This window comes from Nocardioides sp. zg-DK7169, from assembly GCF_013155365.1.
Taxonomy (GTDB): Bacteria; Actinomycetota; Actinomycetes; order Propionibacteriales; family Nocardioidaceae; genus Nocardioides.
Map to the genome: position 1 here is coordinate 133,850 of NZ_JABJRA010000003.1, position 24,328 is coordinate 158,177.

21 protein-coding genes are annotated in these 24,328 nt (G+C 71.8%); 15 read left to right on the forward strand and 6 right to left on the reverse strand.

Translation table 11 applies throughout. The features are described 5' to 3' along the window. Positions 1-44 precede the first annotated feature (44 nt). The 3 genes from HOQ23_RS05685 to HOQ23_RS05695 all read left to right on the forward strand — a co-directional run bounded on the left by HOQ23_RS05685 (position 45) and on the right by HOQ23_RS05695 (position 3,575). The gene (locus tag HOQ23_RS05685; RefSeq protein WP_172212671.1) at positions 45-1,691 is read left to right on the forward strand and encodes an acyl-CoA synthetase; all 1,647 of its coding nucleotides are present in this window, start codon (positions 45-47) and stop codon (positions 1,689-1,691) included. After that, a complete protein-coding gene (locus HOQ23_RS05690; RefSeq protein WP_172212673.1) occupies positions 1,691-2,788 on the forward strand; it encodes a nitronate monooxygenase family protein in 1,098 nt (365 codons plus the stop codon). Before HOQ23_RS05685 ends, HOQ23_RS05690 begins: the two co-directional genes overlap by 1 nt. 487 nt (positions 2,789-3,275) lie before the next feature. After that, the gene (locus HOQ23_RS05695) at positions 3,276-3,575 is read left to right on the forward strand and encodes a hypothetical protein (protein WP_172212675.1); all 300 of its coding nucleotides are present in this window, start codon (positions 3,276-3,278) and stop codon (positions 3,573-3,575) included. Between the two features lie 349 nt (positions 3,576-3,924). Here the strand turns inward: HOQ23_RS05695 and fadD1 are convergent, their stop codons facing one another. From fadD1 to HOQ23_RS05710, 3 genes are all read right to left on the reverse strand, one after another. Then, on the reverse strand, positions 3,925-5,556 hold the full coding sequence (gene fadD1, locus HOQ23_RS05700; protein ID WP_172212677.1) for a fatty-acid--CoA ligase FadD1: 1,632 nt from the start codon (positions 5,554-5,556) through the stop codon (positions 3,925-3,927). A 152-nt stretch (positions 5,557-5,708) separates the two neighbouring features. Then, positions 5,709-6,827: an acyl-CoA dehydrogenase family protein gene (locus HOQ23_RS05705; RefSeq protein WP_172212679.1), complete on the reverse strand. Its 1,119-nt coding sequence runs from the start codon at positions 6,825-6,827 to the stop codon at positions 5,709-5,711. A gap of 34 nt (positions 6,828-6,861) precedes the next feature. Further along, positions 6,862-8,049: an acyl-CoA dehydrogenase family protein gene (locus HOQ23_RS05710; protein WP_172212681.1), complete on the reverse strand. Its 1,188-nt coding sequence runs from the start codon at positions 8,047-8,049 to the stop codon at positions 6,862-6,864. A 120-nt stretch (positions 8,050-8,169) separates the two neighbouring features. Between HOQ23_RS05710 and HOQ23_RS05715 the strand changes: the two genes are divergently transcribed. From HOQ23_RS05715 to HOQ23_RS05730, 4 genes are all read left to right on the forward strand, one after another. Continuing rightward, positions 8,170-9,315, forward strand: a complete 1,146-nt coding sequence (locus tag HOQ23_RS05715) for a Rieske 2Fe-2S domain-containing protein (protein WP_172212683.1) — start codon at positions 8,170-8,172, stop codon at positions 9,313-9,315. Positions 9,316-9,319: 4 nt separating this feature from the next. After that, complete coding sequence (locus tag HOQ23_RS05720; RefSeq protein ID WP_172212685.1) at positions 9,320-9,622, forward strand: hypothetical protein; 303 nt, start codon at positions 9,320-9,322, stop codon at positions 9,620-9,622. A 77-nt stretch (positions 9,623-9,699) separates the two neighbouring features. After that, on the forward strand, positions 9,700-10,809 hold the full coding sequence (locus HOQ23_RS05725) for a 2Fe-2S iron-sulfur cluster-binding protein (protein ID WP_367650388.1): 1,110 nt from the start codon (positions 9,700-9,702) through the stop codon (positions 10,807-10,809). Positions 10,810-11,093: 284 nt separating this feature from the next. Further along, a complete protein-coding gene (locus HOQ23_RS05730; RefSeq protein ID WP_172212689.1) occupies positions 11,094-11,375 on the forward strand; it encodes an HU family DNA-binding protein in 282 nt (93 codons plus the stop codon). A 125-nt stretch (positions 11,376-11,500) separates the two neighbouring features. Here HOQ23_RS05730 and HOQ23_RS05735 read toward each other — a convergent pair whose 3' ends face one another. From HOQ23_RS05735 to HOQ23_RS05745, 3 genes are all read right to left on the reverse strand, one after another. Further along, positions 11,501-11,653, reverse strand: a complete 153-nt coding sequence (locus HOQ23_RS05735) for a hypothetical protein (protein WP_172212691.1) — start codon at positions 11,651-11,653, stop codon at positions 11,501-11,503. 211 nt (positions 11,654-11,864) lie between these two features. Then, positions 11,865-12,545 (reverse strand): MBL fold metallo-hydrolase, encoded by a 681-nt coding sequence (locus HOQ23_RS05740; RefSeq protein WP_216653747.1) that lies wholly within the window; start codon positions 12,543-12,545, stop codon positions 11,865-11,867. After that, complete coding sequence (locus tag HOQ23_RS05745; protein WP_172212695.1) at positions 12,539-13,273, reverse strand: maleylpyruvate isomerase family mycothiol-dependent enzyme; 735 nt, start codon at positions 13,271-13,273, stop codon at positions 12,539-12,541. Before HOQ23_RS05745 ends, HOQ23_RS05740 begins: the two co-directional genes overlap by 7 nt. A 202-nt stretch (positions 13,274-13,475) precedes the next feature. On the opposite strand from HOQ23_RS05745, the gene uvrA reads away from it, so the two are divergent. The 8 genes from uvrA to pgk all read left to right on the forward strand — a co-directional run bounded on the left by uvrA (position 13,476) and on the right by pgk (position 24,325). Beyond that, positions 13,476-16,445 (forward strand): excinuclease ABC subunit UvrA, encoded by a 2,970-nt coding sequence (gene uvrA / locus HOQ23_RS05750; RefSeq protein WP_172212697.1) that lies wholly within the window; start codon positions 13,476-13,478, stop codon positions 16,443-16,445. 52 nt (positions 16,446-16,497) lie between these two features. After that, positions 16,498-16,926, forward strand: coding sequence for a Rieske (2Fe-2S) protein (locus HOQ23_RS05755; RefSeq protein ID WP_172212699.1), 429 nt, complete (start codon positions 16,498-16,500; stop codon positions 16,924-16,926). Between the two features lie 37 nt (positions 16,927-16,963). Further along, the gene (gene uvrC, locus HOQ23_RS05760; protein WP_172212701.1) at positions 16,964-18,994 is read left to right on the forward strand and encodes an excinuclease ABC subunit UvrC; all 2,031 of its coding nucleotides are present in this window, start codon (positions 16,964-16,966) and stop codon (positions 18,992-18,994) included. After that, a complete protein-coding gene (rapZ, locus tag HOQ23_RS05765) occupies positions 18,991-19,902 on the forward strand; it encodes an RNase adapter RapZ (RefSeq protein ID WP_367650389.1) in 912 nt (303 codons plus the stop codon). The genes uvrC and rapZ overlap by 4 nt, the downstream gene beginning before the upstream one ends. Continuing rightward, positions 19,903-20,871, forward strand: a complete 969-nt coding sequence (gene yvcK / locus HOQ23_RS05770) for a uridine diphosphate-N-acetylglucosamine-binding protein YvcK (protein WP_172212703.1) — start codon at positions 19,903-19,905, stop codon at positions 20,869-20,871. Between the two features lie 133 nt (positions 20,872-21,004). Continuing rightward, a complete protein-coding gene (gene whiA / locus HOQ23_RS05775; protein ID WP_172212705.1) occupies positions 21,005-21,991 on the forward strand; it encodes a DNA-binding protein WhiA in 987 nt (328 codons plus the stop codon). Positions 21,992-22,111: 120 nt separating this feature from the next. Continuing rightward, the gene (gap, locus tag HOQ23_RS05780) at positions 22,112-23,107 is read left to right on the forward strand and encodes a type I glyceraldehyde-3-phosphate dehydrogenase (protein ID WP_172212707.1); all 996 of its coding nucleotides are present in this window, start codon (positions 22,112-22,114) and stop codon (positions 23,105-23,107) included. Between the two features lie 3 nt (positions 23,108-23,110). Continuing rightward, a complete protein-coding gene (gene pgk / locus HOQ23_RS05785; RefSeq protein ID WP_172212731.1) occupies positions 23,111-24,325 on the forward strand; it encodes a phosphoglycerate kinase in 1,215 nt (404 codons plus the stop codon). Positions 24,326-24,328: the final 3 nt, after the last annotated feature.

Consider the following 24,328-nt stretch of genomic DNA (forward strand, 5'->3'; position numbering starts at 1 on the left):
GCGGAATGCTAGCCAAGAATGAGAACGTGTTCTAGTCTCCGGGCGTGGCCCTGAACATCGCTGACCTCTTCGAACACGCCGTCGACGCCGCCCCGGACAACCGCGCCCTCCTGGTGGGGGACCGCGGGGTCTCCTTCGCCGAGCTGGAGGTCGAGGCCAACCGGCTCGCCCACCACCTCCGCGCGCAGGGGATCGGTGCGGGCGACCACGTCGGGATCTACGCCAAGAACAGCATCGAGCACGTGGTGGCGGTGCTGGCGGTGGTGAAGATCCGTGGCGTGTGCATCAACGTCAACTACCGCTACGTGGAGTCCGAGCTGGACTACCTCTTCGAGAACGCCGACATCGTCGCGCTGATCGTCGAGCGCACCTACGCCCCGCTCGTCGCGGCGACCTTCCCGCGCCACGACAAGCTGCGCCACGTCGTGGTGATGCCCGACGTGATCGAGCCCGACGACGACAGCGACGTCTCCGCGTTCGGCGGGGTGCTGTGGGACGACGCGCTGGCCGGGCAGAGCGCCGAGCGCGACTTCGAGGAGCGCAGCGCCGACGACCTGCACATCATCTACACCGGCGGCACCACCGGCTTCCCCAAGGGCGTCATGTGGCGCCACGAGGACTTCTGGCGGGTGCTCGGCGGCGGCATCGACTTCTACACCGGCCAGGTCCTCGGCGAGTTCGACCAGTCCGAGCAGGCCACGTCGCCGGGACGCATGATCACCTTCCCGCTCAGCCCGCTGATGCACGGCGGCGCCCAGGCCGGCCTGCTGATGCACCTGTTCGCCGGGCACCTGACGATCCTGGAGCCGAAGTTCGACCCCGCCCGCACCTGGCAGATCATCGACCGCGAGAAGGTCCAGCTGATCTTCATGACCGGCGACGCGATGGCGCGCCCGCTCATCGAGGAGTACGAGCGCCAGGCCGCGACCGGTACGCCGTACGACGCCTCCGGGCTGTTCGCGATCAGCAGCAGCGCCGCGATCTTCAGCCCGCCGGTGAAGGAGCGCTGGATCGCCGCGCTCCCCGACGCCATCTACACCGACTCCGTCGGTGCCTCGGAGACCGGCTTCCAGGGCATGGGGATGCAGGACAAGGACAACATCAGTCCCGACGGGCCGGTCGTGGCGCTCGGGCCGTACAGCGTCGTGCTCGACGAGGACAACCGGGTGCTCGACCTCGCCACCAACGTCGGCAAGATCGGCCGCCTCGGACGCGGCGGCTCGGTGCCGGTGGGCTACTACAAGGACCCGGTGAAGTCGGCCGCGACGTTCATCGAGGTCGACGGCGCCCGCTACTCGGTGCCCGGCGACTTCGCGCGGATCGAGACCGACAACCGGGTCACCATGCTCGGGCGCGGCTCGAACTGCGTGAACACCGGTGGGGAGAAGGTCTACCCCGAGGAGGTCGAGATGGCGATCAAGCGCCACCCGGCCGTCTACGACGTGCTGGTCGTCGGCGTACCCGACGAGAAGTTCGGCCAGGCGGTCGCCGCCGTCGTCGAGCTCCGTGACGGCACGAGCGTCGAGCTCGACGAGTTGCGCGACTTCCTGCGCGAGCACCTCTCGGGCTACAAGCTGCCCCGGGTGATGGTGGAGGTCCCCGAGATCCCGCGCAACGCGACCGGCAAGGCCCAGTACCCCCGCGCCAAGGAGATGGCGCTCGCCGCCGGCACCGAGCAGGTGCGTGCCTGATGCGGACGTCCCTGTGCGAGCGGTTCGGGATCGACTACCCGATCTTCGCCTTCACCCCCTCCGAGCACGTCGCGGCCGCGGTCTCCCGCGCCGGCGGCCTCGGGGTCCTCGGCTGCGTGCGGTTCAACGACACCGAGGAGCTCGAGAAGACCCTGTCGTGGCTCGACGACAACACCGACGGCAAGCCGTACGGCGTGGACATCGTGATGCCGATGAAGGTCCCCACCGAGGGGACCTCGCTCGACCTCGGCCAGATGATCCCGCAGGCCCACCGCGACTTCGTCGACGAGACACTGCGCAAGCTCGGCGTCCCTCCGCTCGCGGAGGGCGAGGGCCGTGAGGGCGTGCTGGGCTGGCTGCACTCCGTGGCCCGCTCCCACCTCGACGCCGCGCTCAACCACCGACCGGTGCTGATCGCCAACGCCCTGGGCTCGCCGCCGAAGGACGTCATCGACAAGTGCCACGAGCACGGCGTCCAGGTCGCGGCGCTCGCCGGCGCGGCCAAGCACGCGCTGAGCCACGTCGCCAACGGCGTCGACATCATCGTCGCCCAGGGCCACGAGGCCGGCGGGCACACCGGCGAGATCGCCTCGATGGTCCTCACCCCCGACATCGTGGACGCGGTCGGCCCCGACGTGCCGGTGCTCGGCGCCGGCGGGATCGGGTCGGGGCGCCAGGTCGCGGCCTCCCTCGCGCTCGGCTCCCAGGGCGTGTGGACCGGCTCCATCTGGCTCGGCACCGCCGAGTACCAGAACCTCCAGGGCAGCCCCGGCTGGACCGAGGCGTTCACGCGCGCCACGTCGGCCGACACCGTGCGCACCCGGATCTACACCGGCAAGCCCGCGCGCCTGCTCAAGACGAAGTGGACCGAGGCGTGGGCCGAGGAGGACGCCCCCGAGCCGCTGCCGATGCCGCTGCAGAACCTGCTCGTCGCGGAGGCGCACAACCGGATCACCGCCTCCGGCGACCCCGACGTCATCTCGATGCCGATCGGACAGATCGTCGGACGGATGAACGAGGTCCGCCCGGTCGCCGACGTGATGGCCGACCTGGTCGCGGAGTACGACGCGACGGTCGCGCGGCTCGCCAGCCTCTGAGCCCCGCACCGGACGGCCCCCTCCCGCACGGGGCTGTTCGGCTCCTGCAGTGGGTACTTGGGGCAACCGCGGTACGTCAGCGGGATGACGACCTGATGGACGCGCCCCGGCTTCGGTCGGGGCGCGTCTTCGCGTACCGGCCGTACCCAGCTTGGAAGGCTCGTGCGCGAGGACTGGGCATCCCCACAACGACGCACAGCGCACGGTAGATCCCCGGCAGCGAGCGGCTCGCGAGCGAAGGTCTAGCGCAGTTGGCCGATGAGCCGACACCTGGCAACTCGCGCTGCGGTGCTCGTGTCCCATGAGCGACAGGAGGACCTACGGAGGGATGACCATGACAGGGAACACGCGGCTTGCCGCTCGGGGCTGGGCGGTCGCTGTGGGAGGTGCTGCCATCGCCTTCGCTCTTGCTGGGTGCTCGACGGGCTCGGCCGACGCACCGCTCGATGCGTCCCCGTCGCCTACGGCTGTCCAGACGCAGCCGAGCGTGCAGGCGGCGACCGCGGCGAACTTTCTTCATGTCTGCGATCACGTCCAGGACGCCTTCCGATCGGGGGGACTGAACGACGCTGACCAGGCCCGTGGACTGGCCGCAGAGCTCCAGGGCATGGCGGATGTCGCCGACCCGGAGGCTGCGCGAGCGCTGGGACCGCTGCTGAAAGCCACCGATGCGATCGCCGCGGATGGGAAGGCGCTGGCGAGGCCGACGCTCCAGCAGGCCCAGTGGGACGCCAGCGAGCGCCTTCGACGCGTGTGTGTGACGGCGGGCTCGCAGGCCTGGGGCTAACGACCCCAGATCTCGGGTTCAGCCGACACCGAGGCCAACATGCCACGGCCGGCGACGATTGTGGGCTCGGTGGCGGACAGCTGATCGTGCGCCGGGGCCCCTCCGACGGTGGGGTCGGCCGCGCGGGTCGTGAAGATGAAGTGGCCCTTGCCGCCGCCAGGGCAGCTTCAGCGCTGCTTGGGGCCGGCCTTGGTGTGCCGCACACCCCGCCGGCGAAGGGACGCGTCGGGGTGCTTGTGGCACACGGCCCGCTTGCTCTCGTCGTCCTCGCTGAGCCCCGCACCGACACGAACGGCCCCCTCCCGCACGGGGAGGGGGCCGTTCGCCTGTGGGCTGTGCCCTGGCGGTGTCAGCCCGCGGCGGGGACCGAGCGTCCCGCGCTCCGGGGGACCTCGGCGCCCTCGGCGACCTCGTATCGTCGGCCGCGCTCCTCGCGCACCCACAGCACGCCGTCCCCGGCCGTGGCGCCCTGGGCTGCGAGCTCGCGCTTGAGCACCTTGTTGGTGGCCGTCGAGGGGAGGTCCGGCGCGATCCGCACGTAGCGCGGCCACGCCTTCACCGACAGGTCCGCCTGCGCGGCGAGGAACGCCTCGAGGTCGGCCGGGGTGAGCGTGGCGTCGTCGCGCAGCACGACGGCGGCCATCACCTGGTCCCCGACGTGCGGGTCCGGCACGGCGTACACCGCGACCCGGCTGAGGCCGTCCAGGCGCATCAGGATCCGCTCGATCGGGGCCGCGGCGAGGTTCTCCCCGTCCACGCGCATCCAGTCGCCGGTGCGGCCGGCGTGGTAGATCCAGCCGTCGGCGTCGCGGTAGCCCAGGTCGCCGGACCAGTACATCCCGCCGCGCAGCCGGTCGGCGTTCGCCGCGGGGTCGTTGTAGTAGCCCTGGAAGTATCCGCCGCCGGTGGTGTTGACGATCTCGCCGATCGCCTCCTCCGCGTTGAGCAGGGCGCCGTGCTCGTCGAAGACGGCGCGGGGGCACTCCTGCCCGGTGGCGGAGCTGTAGATCGCCACGCCCTCCGCCGGCATGCCGATCGAGCCCGGTGGCGTCCCGGGCTCGCGGGTGATGGTCACGGCGAGCTCGGTGGAGCCGAACCCGTCCCACACGATGCAGTCGAAACGGCGCGCGAACTCGGCGATGTCGCGGTCGCTGCCCTCGTTGCCGAACGCGACCCGCAGCGGGTTGTCGGCGTCGTCCGGGCGCTCGGGGGTGGCCAGCACGTAGGCGAGCGGCTTGCCGACGTAGTTCATGTACGTCGCGCCGTACCGGCGGATGTCGGCGAGGAACTGCGTCGCGCTGAACCGCGCGGGCGCCATCGCGGCGCCGCCGCACAGTGCCACCGACCAGCCGGCGAGCACCGCGTTGGAGTGGAACAGCGGCATGGAGAGGTAGCAGGTGTCGGCGTCGGTGATCTCGTACTTCTGCGCGAGCATCAGCCCGGCGAACAGGACGGTGATGTGCCCGACCTGGACCGCCTTGGGGTCCCCGGAGGTGCCGGAGGTGAAGATCAGCATGAAGGTGTCGCCGGCGCCGACCTCGCGCAGCGGGGTCAGCGCGGAGGCGCCCGGCTCGGCGAGCAGTCCGAGGTACCCCTCGTCGTCGACGTCGAGGACCTGCACGTCGCCCAGGTCGAGGCCGTCCAGCAGTGGCAGGTGCTCGCGGTCGGTGAGCAGGACCTGGCAGTCGGCACGGCGTACGTCGGCGGCGAGGCCCGCCCCGCGGCGGGTGTCGTTGATCCCGGCGAGCACGTAGCCGCCCAGGCCGGCCGCCGCCATCGCGCGCAGCATCGCGGGCCCGTTGCCGAGCAGCGTGCCGACGTGCGGCGGCCGCTCGGGGTCGAGCATCCGGATCATCGTCGCCGCCTCGGCGCTCGCCTCCGCGAGGTGCTCGCGCCAGGTCCAGGTGCGGTCCTCGTGGCGCACCGCGACGGTATCGACCTCGACGAGCTCTCGCAGCCGTTGTTGGACGGTCTCGGCCATGGGGGTCCTCCCGCAGTGAAGTTGACGTGCGTCCCATTGTGGTGTGCCTCACACCAGGAGGAGGGAGTTTGCGAAGATCGCCGCGAATCGGGCGCCGGGCGTGAGGGGTCGCGGACGGCTCGGCGGTCGACAGGCTCGACCCATGGCGTCCGTCAGGCGGGCTCGGCCGCGAGGGCGCGGCCGATGCGGAGCGCCTGCTCGGTGGCGCCGCCGTGGAGCAGCTCCAGCCGCTTGGCGTGGGTGAAGTAGCGGTGCGTCTCGCCGTCGAGGTCGATGCCGACACCTCCGTGCACGTGGACCGCGGTGTGCGCGAGGCGGTGCCCGGCGTCGGCGCCCCAGAGCTTCGCGGCGGCCACCTCCGTGGTGACGGGCAGCCCCTCGGCGAGACGCCAGGCGGCCTGCCACAGCATCAGCCGCTGGCCGAGGACGTCGATGTAGCCGTCGGCGAGGCGCTGGCTGACCGCCTGGAAGGTGCCGATCGGACGCCCGAACTGCTCGCGCGTCTTCGCGTACGACGCGGTGAGGCGGAGCGCGCCCTCGGTCACGCCGAGCTGCTCGGCACAGGTCGCGACGGTCAGCAGGTCGTGCAGCCGCTCGACCGCGCTGGCGTCGTCCGCCCCGAGCAGCCGGTCCGGGCCCAGCTCGACGTCGGCGAGGTCCAGGCGCGCGACCGGGTCCCCGTCGGAGACCACCTGGGGCACCAGCGTGACTCCCGGGTCGTCGCGACGCAGGAGGAACACCGCCGGGCCCGTGGGGCTCGAGGCGGTGACGAGCAGCGCGTCGGCGATGGTCCCGGCGCCCACGACCGTCTTGGTGCCGGTGATCCGGTGTCCCGTCCCGCCGTCGGCGGCGCGGGCGGTGGTGACCGGGTGCACCGGGAGGCTGCTGCGGTCCTCGGCGGTGGCGATGCCCAGCACCCGCTCGCCGGTGGCCGCGCCGGCCAGCCAGGTCTCGCGCTGCGCGGGGGTGCCGAGCTCGGCGACCAGCAGGCTCGCCGCACCGTGGGTGGCCAGCGGGACCGGTGCGACCACTCGGCCCACCTCCACGAGCACCCGGCACAGCTCGACCAGGCCCAGCCCGGCGCCGTCGTGCTCCTCGGGAAGCGCGAGGCCGATCAGGCCGGCCTCGCCGAGCGCGCGCCACAGCTCGGGGTCGAAGCGCTCGCCGGCGCGCTCCACGGCCTGGAGGCGCTCGGGGGTGGCGTGGTCGCCGAGGATCCGCGCGGCCAGCTCGCCGGCGTCGTCCTGCTCGGGGGTGAAGGAGTAGTCCATGTCGTCGTCCGTTCGGTGGAGGGCTCGTCGGCGGTCAGCGCTTGGCGGCCGGCAGGCCCAGGCCCACGTAGCCGATGATGTCGCGCTGGATCTCGTTGGTGCCGCCCCCGAAGGTCATCACCAGCGAGGAGCGGTGGAACCGCTCGAGGCGCCCGGCCAGCACCGCGCCCTCCGAGCCCGCGCGGACGGCGGCGTTCGGCCCGACGATCTCCATCAGGGCCCGGTAGACCTCGGTGGCGAGCTCGGAACCGTAGATCTTCGTGGCCGACGCCTCGGCGGGGGAGAGCGCCACCCCGCGGTCGGCGTCAGAGGCCAGCTTGAAGTTCAGCTGGGTCAACATGTCGACCCGGGCGTGCGCGCGACCCAGCGCGATCTGCACCCACTCGGTGTCGATGACCCGCTGCCCGTCGGGGTTCTTGGTCTCCTGCGCCCACTGGTGCACCAGCCGCAGCGACTGCACCAGGGGCGCCGAGGAGGTCAGCGCCACCCGCTCGTGGTTGAGCTGGTTGGTCATCAGCGACCAGCCGCCGTTGAGCTCGCCGACCAGGTTGCCGACCGGCACCCGGACGTCCTCGTAGTACGTCGCACTGGTGCTGACCCCGGCCACGGTGTGCACGGGCGTGTAGGAGAAGCCCGGGGCGTCTGCGGGGACCAGGATCATCGACAGGCCGCGGTGCCGCGCCTGCTCGGGGTCGGTGCGACAGGCCAGCCAGATCCAGTCGGCGTACTGGATCAGCGAGGTCCACATCTTCTGGCCGTTGATCACCCACTCGTCGCCCTCACGGGTGGCGCGGGTGCGCAGCGAGGCCAGGTCGGTGCCGGACTCCGGCTCGGAGTAGCCGATGGAGAAGTGCAGCTCGCCGGCGAGGATCCGCGGCAGGAAGTACTCCTTCTGCTCGGGGGTGCCGTAGCGCATGATCGTCGGCCCGACGGTGTTGAGCGTCAGGTAGGGGATCGGGACGCCGTGGTCGGCCGCGACGTCGGTGAAGATCAGCTGCTCCACCATCGAGCGGTCCTGCCCGCCGTACTCCTCGGGCCAGCCGATGCCCAGCCAGCCGTCGGTGCCGAGCTGGCGGATCACGGACTTGTAGACCTCCGTGTCGCCGAACTCGCCGGCGGCCGCGCTCAGGCCGGCACGCACCTCCGGGGTGACGAGGGCGGAGAAGTAGTCCGCGAGCTCCGCGCGCAGCGCGACGTGCTCGGGGTCCAGGGCGAGGTGCATCGGGGGCTCCCAGGGGCAGAAGGCGACGGGGGCCGGCCGGACGTGTGTCACGGGTGTGGCCTCCCCACCGGAAAAACTATAACCTGTTCTCGTTCTGGTCCAGATCCCACGGAGGACGTCATGAGCGACACCGTCACCACTGCACGGACCCTCGACCACGGCGCGCCCCCGGAGCGGTTCGCGCGCGGCTGGCACTGCCTCGGCCTCGCCTCGACGTTCGCGGACGGCAAGCCGCACGGCATCGACGCCTTCGGCACCAAGCTCGTCGTCTGGCAGGACAGCGCCGGCGACATCAAGGTCCTGGACGGCTACTGCCGCCACATGGGCGGCGACCTGACCCAGGGCAGCGTCAAGGGCGACGAGGTGGCCTGCCCCTTCCACGACTGGCGCTGGGGCGGTGACGGGCGGTGCAAGTCGATCCCGTACGCGCGACGGGTGCCGCTGCGGGCGCGCACCCAGCACTACCCGGTGGTCGTGCGCAACGGCCAGGTGCTCGTCTGGCACGACGTCGAGGGCTCCGAGCCGGACCACGACATCCTGCCGCCGGTGCTGCCCGGGGTCGGGACCGACGCCTACACCGACTGGTTCTGGAAGGTGGTCCCGATCGAGGGCTCGCACTGCCGCGAGCTCATCGACAACGTCGTGGACATGGCGCACTTCTACTACGTGCACCTGTCCTTCCCGACCAGCTTCCGCAACGTCTTCGAGGGCACCGTCGCGACCCAGTACATGGGGTCCAAGGGCCGCCCGGACGTCAGCGGCGGCTACGGCGCGCCCGAGCTGTTCCTCAAGTCCGAGGCCACCTACTTCGGGCCGTCGTACATGATCAACTGGCTCGAGGTCGACTACAAGGGGTTCATCACCGAGGTGGTCCTCGTCAACTGCCACATCCCGACCGGCCCGGACTCCTTCACCCTGCAGTACGGCATCACGGTCAAGAAGCCGGAGGGCCTCGACGAGGACTCCGTGCAGTACATCAGCCGCAAGTACGCCGAGATGTTCGGCGACGGGTTCCTCCAGGACGTCCACATCTGGAAGAACAAGGTCCCGGTGCAGAACCCGCTGCTGTGCGAGGAGGACGGCCCGGTGTACCAGCTGCGCCGCTGGTACGAGCAGTTCTACGTCGACCGCGCCGACATCGCCCCGGAGATGGTGGAGCGCTTCGAGTTCGAGGTCGACACCACCAAGGCCAACGAGTACTGGCAGGTCGAGGTGGCCCAGAACCTCGCGCGCCAGGCCGAGGCGCCGACCGCGGCGGGGTCCTGAGACGGTGCCGTCGTTCGTCCCGAGCGACCCAGAGACCCTCGAGGACCAGGTCCGCTACACCCGCGCCCGGCTGGTCGAGGTGGCGTGCCTGGACTGCCTGACCACCGTCGCGGTGAAGAAGAACAGCGAGCACCACACCTCCATCCAGTGGCACGGCGACGCCCGCGGCCAGTGCCCCGAGCTCCAGCGGGTGCCCGAGGCCGAGCGCGCCCGGACCCTGCACCGCGGGTGCCCGCGCCTGCTCGCTGCCATCGAGGCGGCCGCTCTCGATGGGCGGGTTCCGATCGGGGCCGAGGACGGCTACTGAGGCATCCTTTCCCCGACGCCGCACCGCACGCCCGCGGGCGGCGCCACGCCGTACGCCCCATCATGAGAAAGAGATCCGTGGACACCGACTCCTTCGAGCTCAAGGTCATCGACGTCGTCGAGGAGACCCCCGACGCCCGCTCGATCACCGTGGAGGTGCCCGAGGGCGCCGAGGAGCAGTTCGCCTACCGGCCCGGTCAGTTCCTCACCGTCGCCGTGCCGAGCGACCGCACCGGGGTGGCCGCGCGCTGCTACTCGCTGTCGAGCAGCCCGGTGGGCGACGGCCCGCTGACCATCACGGTCAAGCGCACCGCCGAGGGGTACGCCTCGAACTGGCTGTGCGACAACGTCCGGGTCGGTGACACGCTGCGCGTGCTCGCCCCCAGCGGCATCTTCACCCCGGCCTCGCTGGACGCCGACCTGCTGCTCTTCGCGGCCGGCTCCGGCATCACGCCGGTGATGTCGATCATCCGCGCGGCCCTGGCTGGCGGCACCGGGCGGATCACGGTGCTCTACGCGAACCGCGACGAGCGCTCGGTGATCTTCGCCGCCGAGCTGCGCCGCCTCGCCGCGGAGCACCCCGACCGGCTCCGCGTCGTGCACTGGCTGGAGTCCGTGCAGGGCCTGCCCACCCAGGAGCAGGTCCGCGCATTCGCCGCCGACCACCTCGAGGACGACGCGTTCGTCTGCGGCCCGGCGCCGTTCATGGCGATGACCGTGGCCGCGCTCAAGGAGCTCGGCTTCCCGCGCGCCCGGCGCCACCAGGAGAAGTTCATCTCGCTGGGCGGCAACCCGTTCGGCGACCTGCACGACGTCGAGGTGGCCGAGCAGGAGATCGAGTCCGCGGAGGCCGACCCCGAGGACGCCGCCGCCGCGCCGGTCCCGGGCGCAGAGGCGGCCGCCCCCGCCGCCGCGGTCCGCCTCGAGGTCGAGCTCGACGACGAGACGCACGCCTTCGACGACTGGGCCCCGGGCACCACGATGCTCGACCACCTCGAGGCCAAGGGCGTGAAGGCCCCGTTCTCCTGCCGCGAGGGGGAGTGCTCGGCCTGCGCCGTACGCCTGCTCGAGGGCGAGGTGTCGATGCGCCACAACGACGTGCTCGACGCCGAGGACCTCGCCGACGGCATCCGCCTCGCCTGCCAGGCCGAGCCGGTCACGGACGTCGTGCGGGCGTCGTACTCCTGAACCTGGGGGACCTGGACCCCCACGTTTGGTCCCCAACGACATCGCAGACCCCCGTCTGGTTGTCGTTGGGGACCAAACGTGACCCCGGACGACGCCGTCGAATCCAACCCGGGAACCACCCCGCAGGGCCGGAAAAGACCTCGAGAAGCCCCCGGACCGGGCCCCGCTGGCTCAGGCCAGAGCGTGTCGCAGGGCGCGCAAACGCGGTCAGACGGCCCGACACGGGTACGTTTCCCAGCGAAGAGGTCCGCCAGGGCCTCACGACCGAAAGGTGAACATCACCCATGAACAAGACTGAGCTGCGCGACGCGGTCGCCGCTGCCGCCGACCTCAACGGTGCCCAGGCGGACAAGGCGCTCAACGCCGTCCTCGACACCATCACCTCGGCGCTGGCCTCCGGCGACAAGGTCACCCTCCCGGGCTTCGGCACCTTCGAGACCCGCGACCGCGCCGCCCGTCAGGGCCGCAACCCCCAGACCGGCGAGTCCATGGAGATCGCGGCCAGCACCAGCCCCGCGTTCAAGGCCGGCGCCCAGCTGAAGGCCGCCGTCTCCAAGAAGGCCTGACCCGAGTCGCTCTCGGCGCGCGCGGCGAACGCCGCGCCCGCCAGGAGACGACGATGCCGGCGCCTTCCTCGGAGGGCGCCGGCATCGGGTCGTTTCGGCCGCCTGCGATGTGGCGCCCGGGCGCCTCAGTCCCCGGCGGCGACGACCGGGTCGGCGGTGACCGGCCACGTCGGTACGGCAGGGGACGGCGTCGCGGTCGTGCCGACATCGGTCGGGGCGAGCGCGGAGGTGGCGGCGAGCAGCGCCGCAGAGAGGGTCAGCTGGGTCAGGGCCTTCACGGGGGGATCCTTCGGGGTGCCGCGGGGGAGGGGGAGGTCCCGGTCGGGCTTCCCCGGCCGCCGGCCCCGCTCGGGCCCGCAGCCCGGACCAGACCAGGCCCGCACAGCATGGTGCATCGACGCGCCAGGGGGCGGGGTTTTCCCCGAACCCGCGACGTCGTCACACGCCCGCCGCGGCCCGCCCGTGCGAGCAGGACCAGCGGCGTCGGGGCTACCAGCCCCGCGTCCGCCACTCGGCGAGATGCGGCCGCTCGGCGCCGAGCGTCGAGTCGTTGCCGTGCCCGGGGTAGAACCAGGTGTCGTCCGGGAGCCGGTCGAAGATCCGCTCCTCGACCTGGTCGACCAGCTGGACGAAGGCGTCGGCGTCCCCGAACGTGTTGCCGACCCCGCCCGGGAAGAGCGAGTCCCCGGTGAACAGGTGCGGGTGCCCGCCGGAGGCGGTGTCGTCGAGGAGCAGCGCGATCGAGCCGGGGGTGTGGCCGGCGATGGCGATCACCTCCAGCGAGCTCGCACCGACCGGGATCGTGTCGCCCTGGTCGACGCGACGGTCCACGGCGACGCCGGTCTGCTCGGTGATCGCGTCGGCGTCGGGGGTGCCGGCGACCACCTCGGCGCCGGTCGCGTCGACGACCGCGCGCAGCGCCCGGTGGTGGTCCCAGTGCCGGTGGGTCGTGACGACCGCGCGCAGCCCGTCGTCGCCGATCAGCGGGAGCAGGACCTCCGGCTCGGCGGCAGCGTCGATGAGCACCTGCTCCCCGGTGCGCAGGCAGCGCAGCAGGTAGCAGTTGTTCGACATCTTCTCGTCGACCGCGACCTTGGTGATCCGTACGCCGTCCAGCTCGCGCACGTCCGCGGGACCTCCGGGTCGGACCTCTCCGGTGTAGCTCACCATGCTCCTGTCCGCGGCAGCTCGCCGCTGTCGGTGTCGAGCCCGGCACCGCCTCCGCGGCCCGAGAGCCACCACGCGAGGTCGGCGGCCGTGCCGCGGACCGTGGGGCCGGGGGAGACGCTATCGGCACCGCCCGCCGGCCAGGTCCGGCCGATGTCGTGGGCGTGCAGCGTGCAGGGCGCGGCGGCGCGCGGCGCCAGCGACTCGGCCAGCACCTCGGCGACGCCGGGCGTCCAGTCGGCGCGGGTGAACGCCGTACCGAGGTCGGCGTGGTGGAGCGCGACCTCGCGCAGCCGCATCAGCGGCACGTCGCCCGCCGCGAACGTCGCCCGGCTTCCGGGCGTGCGCTGCGCGCGGGCGGCCCAGGCGCCGGCCGGCATCGCGGCGATGGCCTCGGAGAGCCCGGTGGTGGCGGCGAGCAGCCGGTCGCGCAGTGCTGCGGCGTCTCGCCCCGAGAGCTCCTCGATGTCGGTGTCGCGCGCCTCGGGGGAGCGGTACATCGGCACCCCGGCCCCGAGCGAGACCCCGCGAAGGACGCTGGCCAGGCCCTCGGAGTTCAGGGTGAGGTGGGCGACGAGGTGGGCCCGGGTCCAGCGCGGCAGCAGGCTGGGAGCGCGGAGGTCGTCCTCCTCCAGGGCGTCGACGGTGCGCACCAGGCTCCGCGTCGCGGTGGCGAGGTGCTCGATCACGGCGGGGGACGGGGCACCGACCCCGAGGTCTGGGATGCTCACCACACCATCGTGCCGTCTCCGGCTCGCGAACGCGAGGGAGGGCGTCCCCGGGACTCGGCACTGTCGGTCCCCTGTGACAGGCTCGACATGTTTCGTTCGCACCTGCCGGTTACACTCGCGAACGTTTGTTCGAACTCTCCGCGGCCGCAGGTCGCGGGGTCACCCACACCGTCCGACACTCTCATTTCCGAGGATCGCATTCGTGGCCGACCAGCTCATCATCCGGGGCGCCCGGGAGCACAACCTGAAGGACGTCTCGATCGATCTCCCTCGGGACTCGCTCGTCGTCTTCACGGGCCTCTCCGGCTCCGGCAAGTCGTCGCTGGCGTTCGACACGATCTTCGCCGAGGGCCAGCGCCGCTACGTGGAGTCCCTCTCCGCCTACGCGCGCCAGTTCCTCGGCCAGATGGACAAGCCCGACGTCGACCTGATCGAGGGTCTCTCGCCCGCGGTCTCGATCGACCAGAAGTCGACCTCGAAGAACCCGCGCTCGACGGTCGGCACCATCACCGAGGTCTACGACTACCTCCGCCTGCTCTTCGCCCGGGTCGGCCGCCCGCACTGCCCGACCTGCGGCGCGCCGATCGAGCGCCAGACCCCGCAGCAGATCGTGGACCGCGTCCTCGCGCTCGAGGAGGGCCGGCGCTTCCAGGTGCTCGCCCCGGTGATCCGTGGCCGCAAGGGCGAGTACGTCGACCTGTTCGCCCAGCTGCAGAGCCAGGGCTTCTCCCGCGCCCGCGTCGACGGCGAGACCTACACCCTCGACGCGCCGCCCACGCTGGAGAAGCAGAAGAAGCACACGATCGAGGTCGTGGTCGACCGGCTCGCGGTCAAGGAGTCCTCGAAGCGACGCCTCACCGACTCGGTCGAGACCGCGCTCAACCTCGCCGGCGGCCTGGTGGTCTTCGACTTCGTCGACCTGGACGCGAAGGACCCGGGGCGCGAGCTGAAGTTCAGCGAGAAGATGTCGTGCCCCAACGACCACCCGATCGACACCGACGAGCTCGAGCCCCGCTCGTTCTCGTTCAACTCCCCGTTCGGCGCCTGCCCGGCCTGCCACGGCATCGGCACCCGCATGGAGGTCGACCCCGACCTGGTGGTCCCGGACCCGCGCGCGACGCTTGGCGAGGGCGCGATCCAGCCGTGGAGCGGCGCCCACGTCGCCGACTACTTCCTGCGCCTGATGGGCGCCCTCGGCGACGAGCTGGGCTTCGACCTCAACACCCCATGGGAGGAGCTCACCCCGAAGGCCCGCAAGGCGATCCTCGAGGGCCACTCCACCAAGGTCCACGTGGTCACCCGCAACCGCTACGGCCGCCAGCGCGCCTACTACGCCGAGTTCGAGGGCGTGCGCCCCTACGTCGAGCGCCGGCACCGTGAGGCCGAGTCCGACACCAGCCGTGACCGCTACGAGGGCTTCATGCGCGAGGTCCCGTGCCCGGCGTGCGGCGGCAGCCGGCTCAAGCCGGTGACGATGGCGGTCACCGTCGGCGGGCGCAGCATCGCCGAGATCTGCGCGATGTCGCTCGACAAGACCGCGGAGTTCCTCGCCAGCGTCGAGCTGAGCGACCGGGAGCGCCAGATCGCCGACGTCGTGCTGAAGGAGATCGAGCAGCGGCTGCGGTTCCTGCTCGACGTCGGGCTGGAGTACCTCTCCCTGGACCGCGCCTCCGGCTCGCTGTCCGGTGGCGAGGCCCAGCGGATCCGGCTCGCCACCCAGATCGGCGCCGGCCTGGTCGGCGTCCTCTACGTCCTCGACGAGCCCTCGATCGGCCTGCACCAGCGCGACAACGCCAAGCTGATCGAGACCCTGGTGCGGCTCAAGGAGCTCGGCAACACCCTGATCGTCGTCGAGCACGACGAGGACACGATCAAGGTCGCCGACTGGGTCGTCGACATCGGCCCCGGGGCCGGCGAGCACGGCGGCCAGGTCATCCACAGCGGGTCGGTCGCCGACCTCTACACCCACCCCGACTCGATCACCGGCCAGTACCTCTCCGGTCGCCGCGAGATCCCGGTGCCGGCCGCCCGTCGTCCGCGCACGACCGGTCGCGAGCTCACCGTCGTGGGTGCTCGCGAGAACAACCTGCACACCATCGACGTCTCGTTCCCGCTCGGCGTCTTCGTCGCGGTCACCGGCGTCTCCGGCTCCGGCAAGTCGACGCTGGTCAACGACATCCTCTACACCGCGCTGGCCAAGCAGCTCTACAACGCCCGCGCGATCCCCGGACGGCACACCCGGATCACCGGTCTCGAGCACGTCGACAAGGTCATCCACGTCGACCAGTCGCCCATCGGGCGCACGCCGCGCTCCAACCCCGCGACGTACACCGGCGTCTTCGACCGGGTCCGCAAGCTGTTCGCGGAGACCCCCGAGGCCAAGATGCGCGGCTACCTCCAGGGCCGCTTCTCCTTCAACGTCAAGGGCGGGCGCTGCGAGGCCTGCATGGGCGACGGCACCATCAAGATCGAGATGAACTTCCTGCCCGACGTCTACGTGCCGTGCGAGGTCTGCCACGGCGCGCGCTACAACCGCGAGACGCTCGAGGTGCACTACAAGGGCAAGACCATCGCCGAGGTCCTCGACATGCCGATCGAGGAGGCCGTCGACTTCTTCGCCGCCGTCCCCGCGATCTCGCGCTACCTGCAGACCCTCGTCGAGGTCGGTCTCGGCTACGTCCGCCTCGGCCAGCCGGCCACCACCCTGTCCGGCGGGGAGGCGCAGCGCGTCAAGCTCGCCACCGAGCTCCAGCGACGCTCGACCGGACGGACCCTCTACGTCCTCGACGAGCCGACCACCGGCCTGCACTTCGAGGACATCCGCAAGCTCCTCGGGGTGCTCAACCGCCTCGTGGACGCCGGCAACACGGTGCTGGTCATCGAGCACAACCTCGACGTGGTCAAGACCGCCGACTGGATCATCGACATGGGCCCGGAGGGCGGCTCCGGCGGCGGCATGATCGTCGCAGAGGGCACCCCCGAGCACGTCGTGACCGTCGCGGAGAGCCACACCGGCCGCTACCTCGCGCCGATCCTCGAGGGCAAGGAGGCCGCCCAGCCGAAGCGCCGGCTCCCCGCCAGCTCCGCCCCCGAGCCCCGCGGCCGCACCGCCGCCTCGTCGAAGAAGCGCGGCGAGCGCGTCCAGCGGGCCCGCGACTCCGCGAAGTCCTGACCCGGCGCTTCCGCGGCTCCACCGTCACCCCCACCCTCGAAAGGACACCTGGATGACCCACTCGTGCTCCGGCCCCTGCTTCGACCGGCGGGGCGCCCTGACGGCGGCCGCCGTGGCCGGGGTCGGGATCCCCTTCCTGGCTGCCTGCGGGAACGACTCGTCGGGCGACGTCGCCGTGGACACCGGCCCGGCCGGCACCTCGCTGACCACCACCGGCTCCGTCCCGGTCGGCGGCGGCACCATCATCGACGAGGAGAAGGTCGTCGTGGTGCAACCGCGGGAGGGCGAGTTCAAGGCGTGGTCCTCGATCTGCACCCACCAGGGCTGCTCGGTCACCGCGGTCGAGGACGGCGAGATCATCTGCCGCTGCCACTCCAGCCACTTCTCGATCGACGACGGGGCGCCCGTGTCGGGGCCGGCGTCGACCCCGCTGCCCGAGGTCGCGATCAAGGTCTCCGGTGAGGACGTCCAGCTCGCCTGAGCCGCCTGCTGTCGGCGGCGGAACGTAGGGTTGGCCCGTGCCTCCCGCTCGTCCCGCCCGCTCCTCCCGGGGGCCGCAGTCCTACCGTCCCGCCCCGGGCTCCATCCCGACCCAGCCCGGCGTCTACCGCTTCCGCGACCCCAGCGGGCGCGTGATCTACGTCGGCAAGGCGAAGAACCTGCGCGCCCGGCTCTCGTCGTACTTCCAAGACGTCGGGCAGCTGCACCCGCGCACCGCCACCATGGTCACCACGGCCGCCAGCGTCGAGTGGACCGTGGTCAACACCGAGGTCGAGGCGCTCCAGCTGGAGTACTCCTGGATCAAGGAGTACGACCCGCGGTTCAACGTGAAGTACCGCGACGACAAGTCCTACCCCTGGCTCGCGGTCACGGTCGGCGAGAAGTTCCCGCGGGTCATGGTCGGGCGCGGCGCGAAGAAGAAGGGCACCCGCTACTTCGGCCCCTACAGCCATGCCTGGGCGATCCGCGAGACCGTCGACGTGCTGCTGCGCGTCTTCCCGATGCGCTCGTGCAGCAACGGCGTGTTCAAGCGCTCCCAGCAGATCGGGCGTCCGTGCCTGCTGGGCTACATCGACAAGTGCGCGGCCCCCTGCGTGGGCAACGTGAGCGCCGAGGAGCACCGCCGCATCGTCGAGGACTTCTGCGACTTCATGGGCGGGCAGACCCGGACCTTCCTGCGCCGCATCGAGAAGGAGATGTACGCCGCCTCCGACGCCCTCGACTTCGAGAAGGCCGCCCGGCTGCGCGACGACCTCGGCGCGATGGAGCGGGCACTGGAGAAGCAGGCCGTGGTGCTCGGCGACGGCGCCGACGTGGACGTGATCGCGGTCGCCGAGGACCCCCTCGAGGTCGCGGTGCAGATCTTCTACGTCCGCGGCGGGCGGATCCGCGGCCAGCGCGGCTGGGTCGCGGACCGCGTGGAGGAGGGCGGGGTACCAGAGCTGGTCGAGCTGTTCCTCCTCCAGCAGTACGCCGGCATCGACCGCGACCAGGCCGCCGACTCGATCCCGCGCGAGATCCTGGTCCCGGCCCTGCCCCCGGACCCGCACACCCTCGAGGAGCTGCTCGGTGAGGTGCGTGGCGCGAAGGTCGCGATCCGGGTGCCGCAGCGCGGCGACAAGAAGACCCTCCAGGAGACCGTCGCCCGCAACGCCGCCCAGGCGCTGGTGCTCCACAAGACCAAGCGCGCCAGCGACCTCACCACCCGCAACCGGGCGCTGGAGGAGATCCAGGAGGCGCTCGAGCTCGACGAGGTGCCGCTGCGCATCGAGTGCTACGACGTGTCGAACCTCCAGGGCACCGAGGTGGTGGCCTCGATGGTGGTCTTCGAGGACGGGCTGTCACGCAAGAGCGAGTACCGCCGCTTCGTGATCAAGGGCGTCGACGGCCAGAACGACGTGGCCTCCATGCACGAGGTGATCACCCGCCGGTTCCGGCGGCTGCTCGACGAGCAGGCGCGCAGTGAGGTGCGGCCCGGCGACGAGGAGAGCGGCCCGATGCTGGTCGACCCCGAGACCGGGCGGCCGCGCAAGTTCGCCTACGCGCCGGGCCTGGTCGTCGTCGACGGCGGGCCGCCGCAGGTCGCGGCCGCCAAGCGCGCCCTGGACGAGCTGGGCATCGACGACATCCCGGTGTGCGGGCTGGCCAAGCGCCTCGAGGAGGTCTGGGTGGTCGGCGAGGAGGACCCGGTGATCCTGCCGCGGTCCTCGGAGGGGCTCTACCTGCTCCAGCGCATCCGCGACGAGGCGCACCGCTTCGCCATCACCCACCACCGCAACCGGCGCTCGCGCTCGATGGTCGAGAGCGCCCTCGACGACGTCCCCGGGCTGGGTGAGGTGCGGCGCAAGACGCTGATGAAGTACTTCGGCTCGCTGAAGAAGCTGCGTGCCGCCTCGCTCGAGGAGATCGCCCAGGTGCCCGGCATCGGCCCGCGCACCGCGGAGGCGATCAAGACCGCGGTGTCCTCCCCGGGCCAGGCGGGCGACGCGACACCCACCATGATGAGCGTGAACACCGCGACCGGAGAGATCATCGAGGAGACCCCGTGACCGAGCGAGACGAGACCGTCGTGCCCGCGGCGACCGGCCCCGGGACCCCCGCGCCCGGACCCCTCGTGGTCATCACCGGCATGACCGGCGCCGGCCGCAGCACCGCGGCGAAGGAGCTGGAGGACCTCGGCTACTACGTCGTGGACAACCTGCCGCCCAGCCTGCTGCGCGACGTCGTCCGCCTGGTCGACGAGAGCCGGGGGACCGGCCAGCCGATCGCGGTCGTGGTGGACGTGCGCTCCGGGTCGTTCTTCGGCTCGCTGCAGGCCAATCTCGCCCAGGGTGCCACCGGGCGCCGCGCGACCCTGGTCTTCCTCGATGCCACCGACGAGGTCCTCGTCCGCCGTCAGGAGGCGGCCCGCCGCCCGCACCCGCTCCAGGGGGCCGGCCGGCTGCTCGACGGCCTCCAGCGCGAGCGCGCGGTCCTGGCCGACCTGCGCGGCTCCGCCGACCTGGTCATCGACACCACCGGGCTCAACGTCCACCAGCTCACCGACCGGATCTCCGAGGCGTTCGGGACCGCGGACACCACCACGTTGCGGGTCACCCTGCTGAGCTTCGGGTTCAAGTACGGCATCCCCGTCGACGCCGACTTCATCGCCGACATGCGCTTCCTGCCCAACCCGCACTGGATCCCCGAGCTGCGCCCCGGCACCGGCCGCGACGCCGACGTCGCGCGCTACGTCCGCTCCCAGCCCGGTGCCGAGGAGTTCCTCGACGGCTACGTCCCGGTCCTCGAGGGCGTGGCGGAGGGCTACGTGCGCGAGGGCAAGCGGTTCATGCGGGTGGCGATCGGCTGCACCGGCGGAAAGCACCGCAGCGTCGCGATGACCGAGGAGATCGCGCGGCGCTTCGCGCACTCCGGCTACCTCGTGCGCACGGTCCACCGTGACCTGGGGCGCGAGTAGATGAGCGTGCGTGCCCAGGCGGTCGTGGCCTTCGGCGGCGGCCACGGCCTGCACGCGTCGCTGCGCGCGCTGCGCCGCCTCGTCGACGACCTGACCGTCGACGAGCTGACCGCCGTGGTCACCGTCGCCGACAACGGCGGCTCCTCCGGGCGGCTGCGCGGAGAGTTCGGCGTGCTCCCGCCCGGCGACCTGCGGATGGCGCTGGCCGCGCTGTGCGGCGACGACGAGTGGGGCACCACCTGGGCCGACGTCCTCCAGCACCGGTTCACCGGCGACGGCGACATGCGCGGCCACGTCGTCGGCAACCTGCTGATCGTCGGCCTGTGGGAGCTGCTGGGCGACCACGTCGACGCCCTGGACCACGTCGGCCGGCTGCTCGGGGCCAAGGGGCGGGTGCTGCCCATGGCGCTCACCCCGATGGACATCACCGCCGAGGTGCGCGGCCTCGTCCCGGACGACCCCGACGCGCTGGTCACGGTCCGCGGGCAGGTCGAGGTGGCGACCACCGAGGGCGTGATCACCTCGATCGCCCTGGACCCGCCCGACCCCGCGGCCTGCCCCGAGGCGGTCGCCGCCGTCGACGCCGCCGACTGGGTCGTCCTCGGCCCCGGGTCGTGGTTCACCTCCGTCATCCCGCACCTGATGGTGCCGGCGATGCACGAGGCCCTCATCGCCACCGACGCCCGCGTCGTCGTGGTGCTCAACCTCGCCGAGCAGGCGGGGGAGACCGGCGGATTCGGTCCGGCCGACCACCTGGCCGTGCTCGCCGAGCACGCACCGGACCTCGGCATCCACACCGTGCTCGCCGACCGCACCAGCGTGGGCGACGGGCTGGAGGAGCTCCAGGAGTGTGCGGACGCCTTCGGCGCCCACCTGGTGCTCGCCGACGTGGCCGCGGACGACGGCACCCCGCGCCACGACCCGGTCAAGCTCGCCGCGGCGTACGCGCGGATCATCGAGGCCGGCTGACGCCCCGTCGTGGGGCTGGTCACGGGGCCGGCCGTGGGGCCGCTCACGTCCCCCGCCGTACGAGCGCCGGCAGGGCTGGACATCACCCATGTCAGTGTCCCGGTTCGTTGACGCGCGTGGGAGGATCGGGCCCATGGCGATGACGGGACAGGTCAAGGCAGAACTGGCCAACACCCAGATCACGAAGACCTGTTGTCGCAAGGCCGAGGTCGCCTCGCTGCTGCGCTTCGCAGGCGGGCTGCACATCGTGAGCGGGCGGGTCGTGCTCGAGGCCGAGCTCGACACCGGTGCCGCCGCGCGCCGGCTGCGCACCGACGTCCTGGAGGTCTACGGCCACCAGGCCGACGTGGTGATGGTGCAGGGCAACGGCCTGCGCAAGGGCAGCCGCTACCTGGTGCGCATCGTCAAGGACGGCGAGGCCCTGGCCCGCCAGACCGGCCTGCTCGACCAGCGCGGGCGCCCGGTGCGCGGACTGCCGCCGGCCGTCGTGTCCGGTGGCGCCTGCGACGCCGTCGCCGCGTGGCGCGGCGCCTTCCTCGCGCACGGCTCGCTGACCGAGCCCGGCCGCTCCTCCTCCCTCGAGGTCACGTGCCCGGGGCCCGAGGCCGCGCTGGCCCTCGTCGGCGTCGCACGCCGGGTCGGCATCCAGGCCAAGGCCCGCGAGGTCCGCGGCGTGGACCGCGTCGTCATCCGCGACGGGGACGCGATCGGCCAGCTCCTGACCCGTGTGGGCGCGCACGAGTCGCTCATGGCCTGGGAGGAGCGCCGGATGCGCCGCGAGGTCCGCGCGACCGCGAACCGGCTCGCGAACTTCGACGACGCCAACCTGCGTCGTTCCGCCCGGGCCGCGGTGGCCGCCGGTGCTCGCGTGGAGCGTGCCATGGAGATCCTCGGCGAGGACATCCCCGACCACCTCAAGCTCGCCGGCGCCCTGCGCCTGGAGCACAAGCAGGCCTCCTTGGAGGAGCTCGGCCAGCTGCACGACCCCGTCCTCACCAAGGACGCCATCGCGGGGCGGATCCGCCGCCTGCTGGCGATGGCCGACAAGCGTGCGGAGGAGCTCGGCATCCCCGACACCGAGGCGTCACTCACGGCCGACATGCTGGTCGACGAGGGGTGAGCACCCCCACTCGCGACTCTCGCGGGTAGCGATAGGCTCGGGGGCGACCGTGACGGTGAACACCGAAGCGGCACGACCACCGCGCCCAGCGCGACACCAGCGTTCCGAGGAGTCTTCGCAGTGACCGTTCGAGTAGGCATCAACGGATTCGGCCGCATCGGCCGCAACTTCTTCCGCGCCGTGCGTGCGTCCGGGCTCGACATCGAGATCGTCGGCGTCAACGACCTCACCGACACCGCCAGCCTGGCCCACCTGCTGAAGTACGACTCGATCCTGGGTCGTCTCGACGCTGACGTCTCGGCGACCGACGACGCGATCAAGGTCGGCGACCAGGAGATCAAGGTCTCCGCCGAGCGCGACCCCGCCAACCTGAAGTGGGGCGAGCTGGGCGTCGACGTCGTCGTCGAGTCGACCGGCTTCTTCACCGACGCCACCAAGGCCAAGGCGCACCTCGACGCCGGCGCCAAGAAGGTCATCATCTCGGCGCCCGCCTCCAACGAGGACATCACCGTCGTGATGGGCGTGAACCACGAGGACTACGACCCGGCGAAGCACAACATCATCTCCAACGCCTCCTGCACGACGAACTGCCTCGGCCCGATGGCCAAGGCGCTCCACGAGGAGTTCGGGATCGTCAAGGGCCTGATGACGACGATCCACGCCTACACCGCGGACCAGAACCTGCAGGACAACATCCACAAGGACCTGCGTCGCGCCCGCGCCGCCGCGCTCAACATCGTCCCGACCTCCACCGGTGCCGCCAAGGCCATCGGCCTGGTCATGCCCGAGCTCAAGGGCAAGCTCGACGGCTACGCGCTGCGCGTCCCGACCCCGACCGGCTCCGCCACCGACCTGACCTTCGAGGCCGGCCGCGAGACCACCGTCGAGGAGGTCAACGCGGTCATCAAGAAGGCTGCCGACGGCCGTTTCCTGCGCTACTCCGAGGCGCCGATCGTCTCCTCCGACATCGTCACCGACCCGGCGTCCTGCATCTTCGACGCCCCCCTGACCAAGGTCATCGGCAACCAGGTCAAGGTCGTCGGCTGGTACGACAACGAGTGGGGCTACTCCAACCGCCTCGCCGACCTGATCGACTACGTCGGCAAGACCCTCTGAGGCATGACCGACATCGCCACGCTCGCCACGTTGGTCGAGAGGGGGGTCCGGGGCAAGCGCGTCCTGGTCCGCTCCGACCTCAACGTCCCGCTGGACGGCACCACCATCACCGACGACGGCCGGATCCGCGCCAGCGTCCCGACCATCCGCACGCTGGCCGAGGCCGGCGCGCGGGTGGTCGTCACCGCGCACCTCGGCCGCCCGAAGGGTGCGCCGGAGGAGCGGTACTCCCTGCGTCCGGTCGCAGCACGCCTCGGCGAGCTGCTCGGCCGCGAGGTCGCCTTCGCCACCGACACCGTCGGTGAGTCCGCGCAGGCCACCGTCGCCGGTCTGGCCGACGGCGAGGTCGCCGTGCTGGAGAACGTCCGGTTCAACCCGGGCGAGACCAGCAAGGACGAGGCCGAGCGCGGCGCCTTCGCCGAACAGCTGGCCGCCCTCGCCGACGCGTACGTCTCCGACGGCTTCGGCGTCGTCCACCGCAAGCAGGCCTCGGTGTACGACGTCGCCCAGCGCCTCCCGCACGCCATGGGCGGGCTGGTGCAGGCGGAGGTCGACGTCCTGCGTCGCCTGACCGAGACCCCGGAGCGGCCCTACGTGGTCGTCCTCGGCGGCTCGAAGGTCTCCGACAAGCTGGGCGTCATCGACAACCTGCTCGGCAAGGCCGACAAGCTGCTCATCGGCGGCGGCATGGTCTTCACCTTCCTCAAGGCCCAGGGCCACGAGGTCGGCAAGAGCCTCCTCGAGCAGGACCAGCTCGACGTGTGCCGCTCCTACCTGCAGCGTGCTGCGGAGAGCGGTGTCGAGCTCGTGCTGCCGACCGACATCGTGGTGGACACGACCTTCCCGACGGGTGCGGCCACGCCGCAGCCCTCGGTCGTCGCGGCCACCGAGATCCCGGCCGACGCCCTCGGCCTGGACATCGGCCCGGAGTCGGGTGCTGCGTTCGCCGCGGCCCTCGCCGACGCGCGCACGGTGTTCTGGAACGGGCCGATGGGCGTCTTCGAGGTCGAGGAGTTCGCCGCCGGCACCCGTGCCGTGGCGGAGGCGCTGACCAAGGTCCAGGGCCTGTCGGTCGTCGGGGGCGGTGACTCCGCCGCGGCGGTGCGCACCCTCGGCTTCGAGGAGTCCGCGTTCGGCCACATCTCCACCGGCGGCGGTGCCAGCCTCGAGTACCTCGAGGGCAAGGAGCTCCCCGGCATCAAGGTCCTGGAGGACTGACAC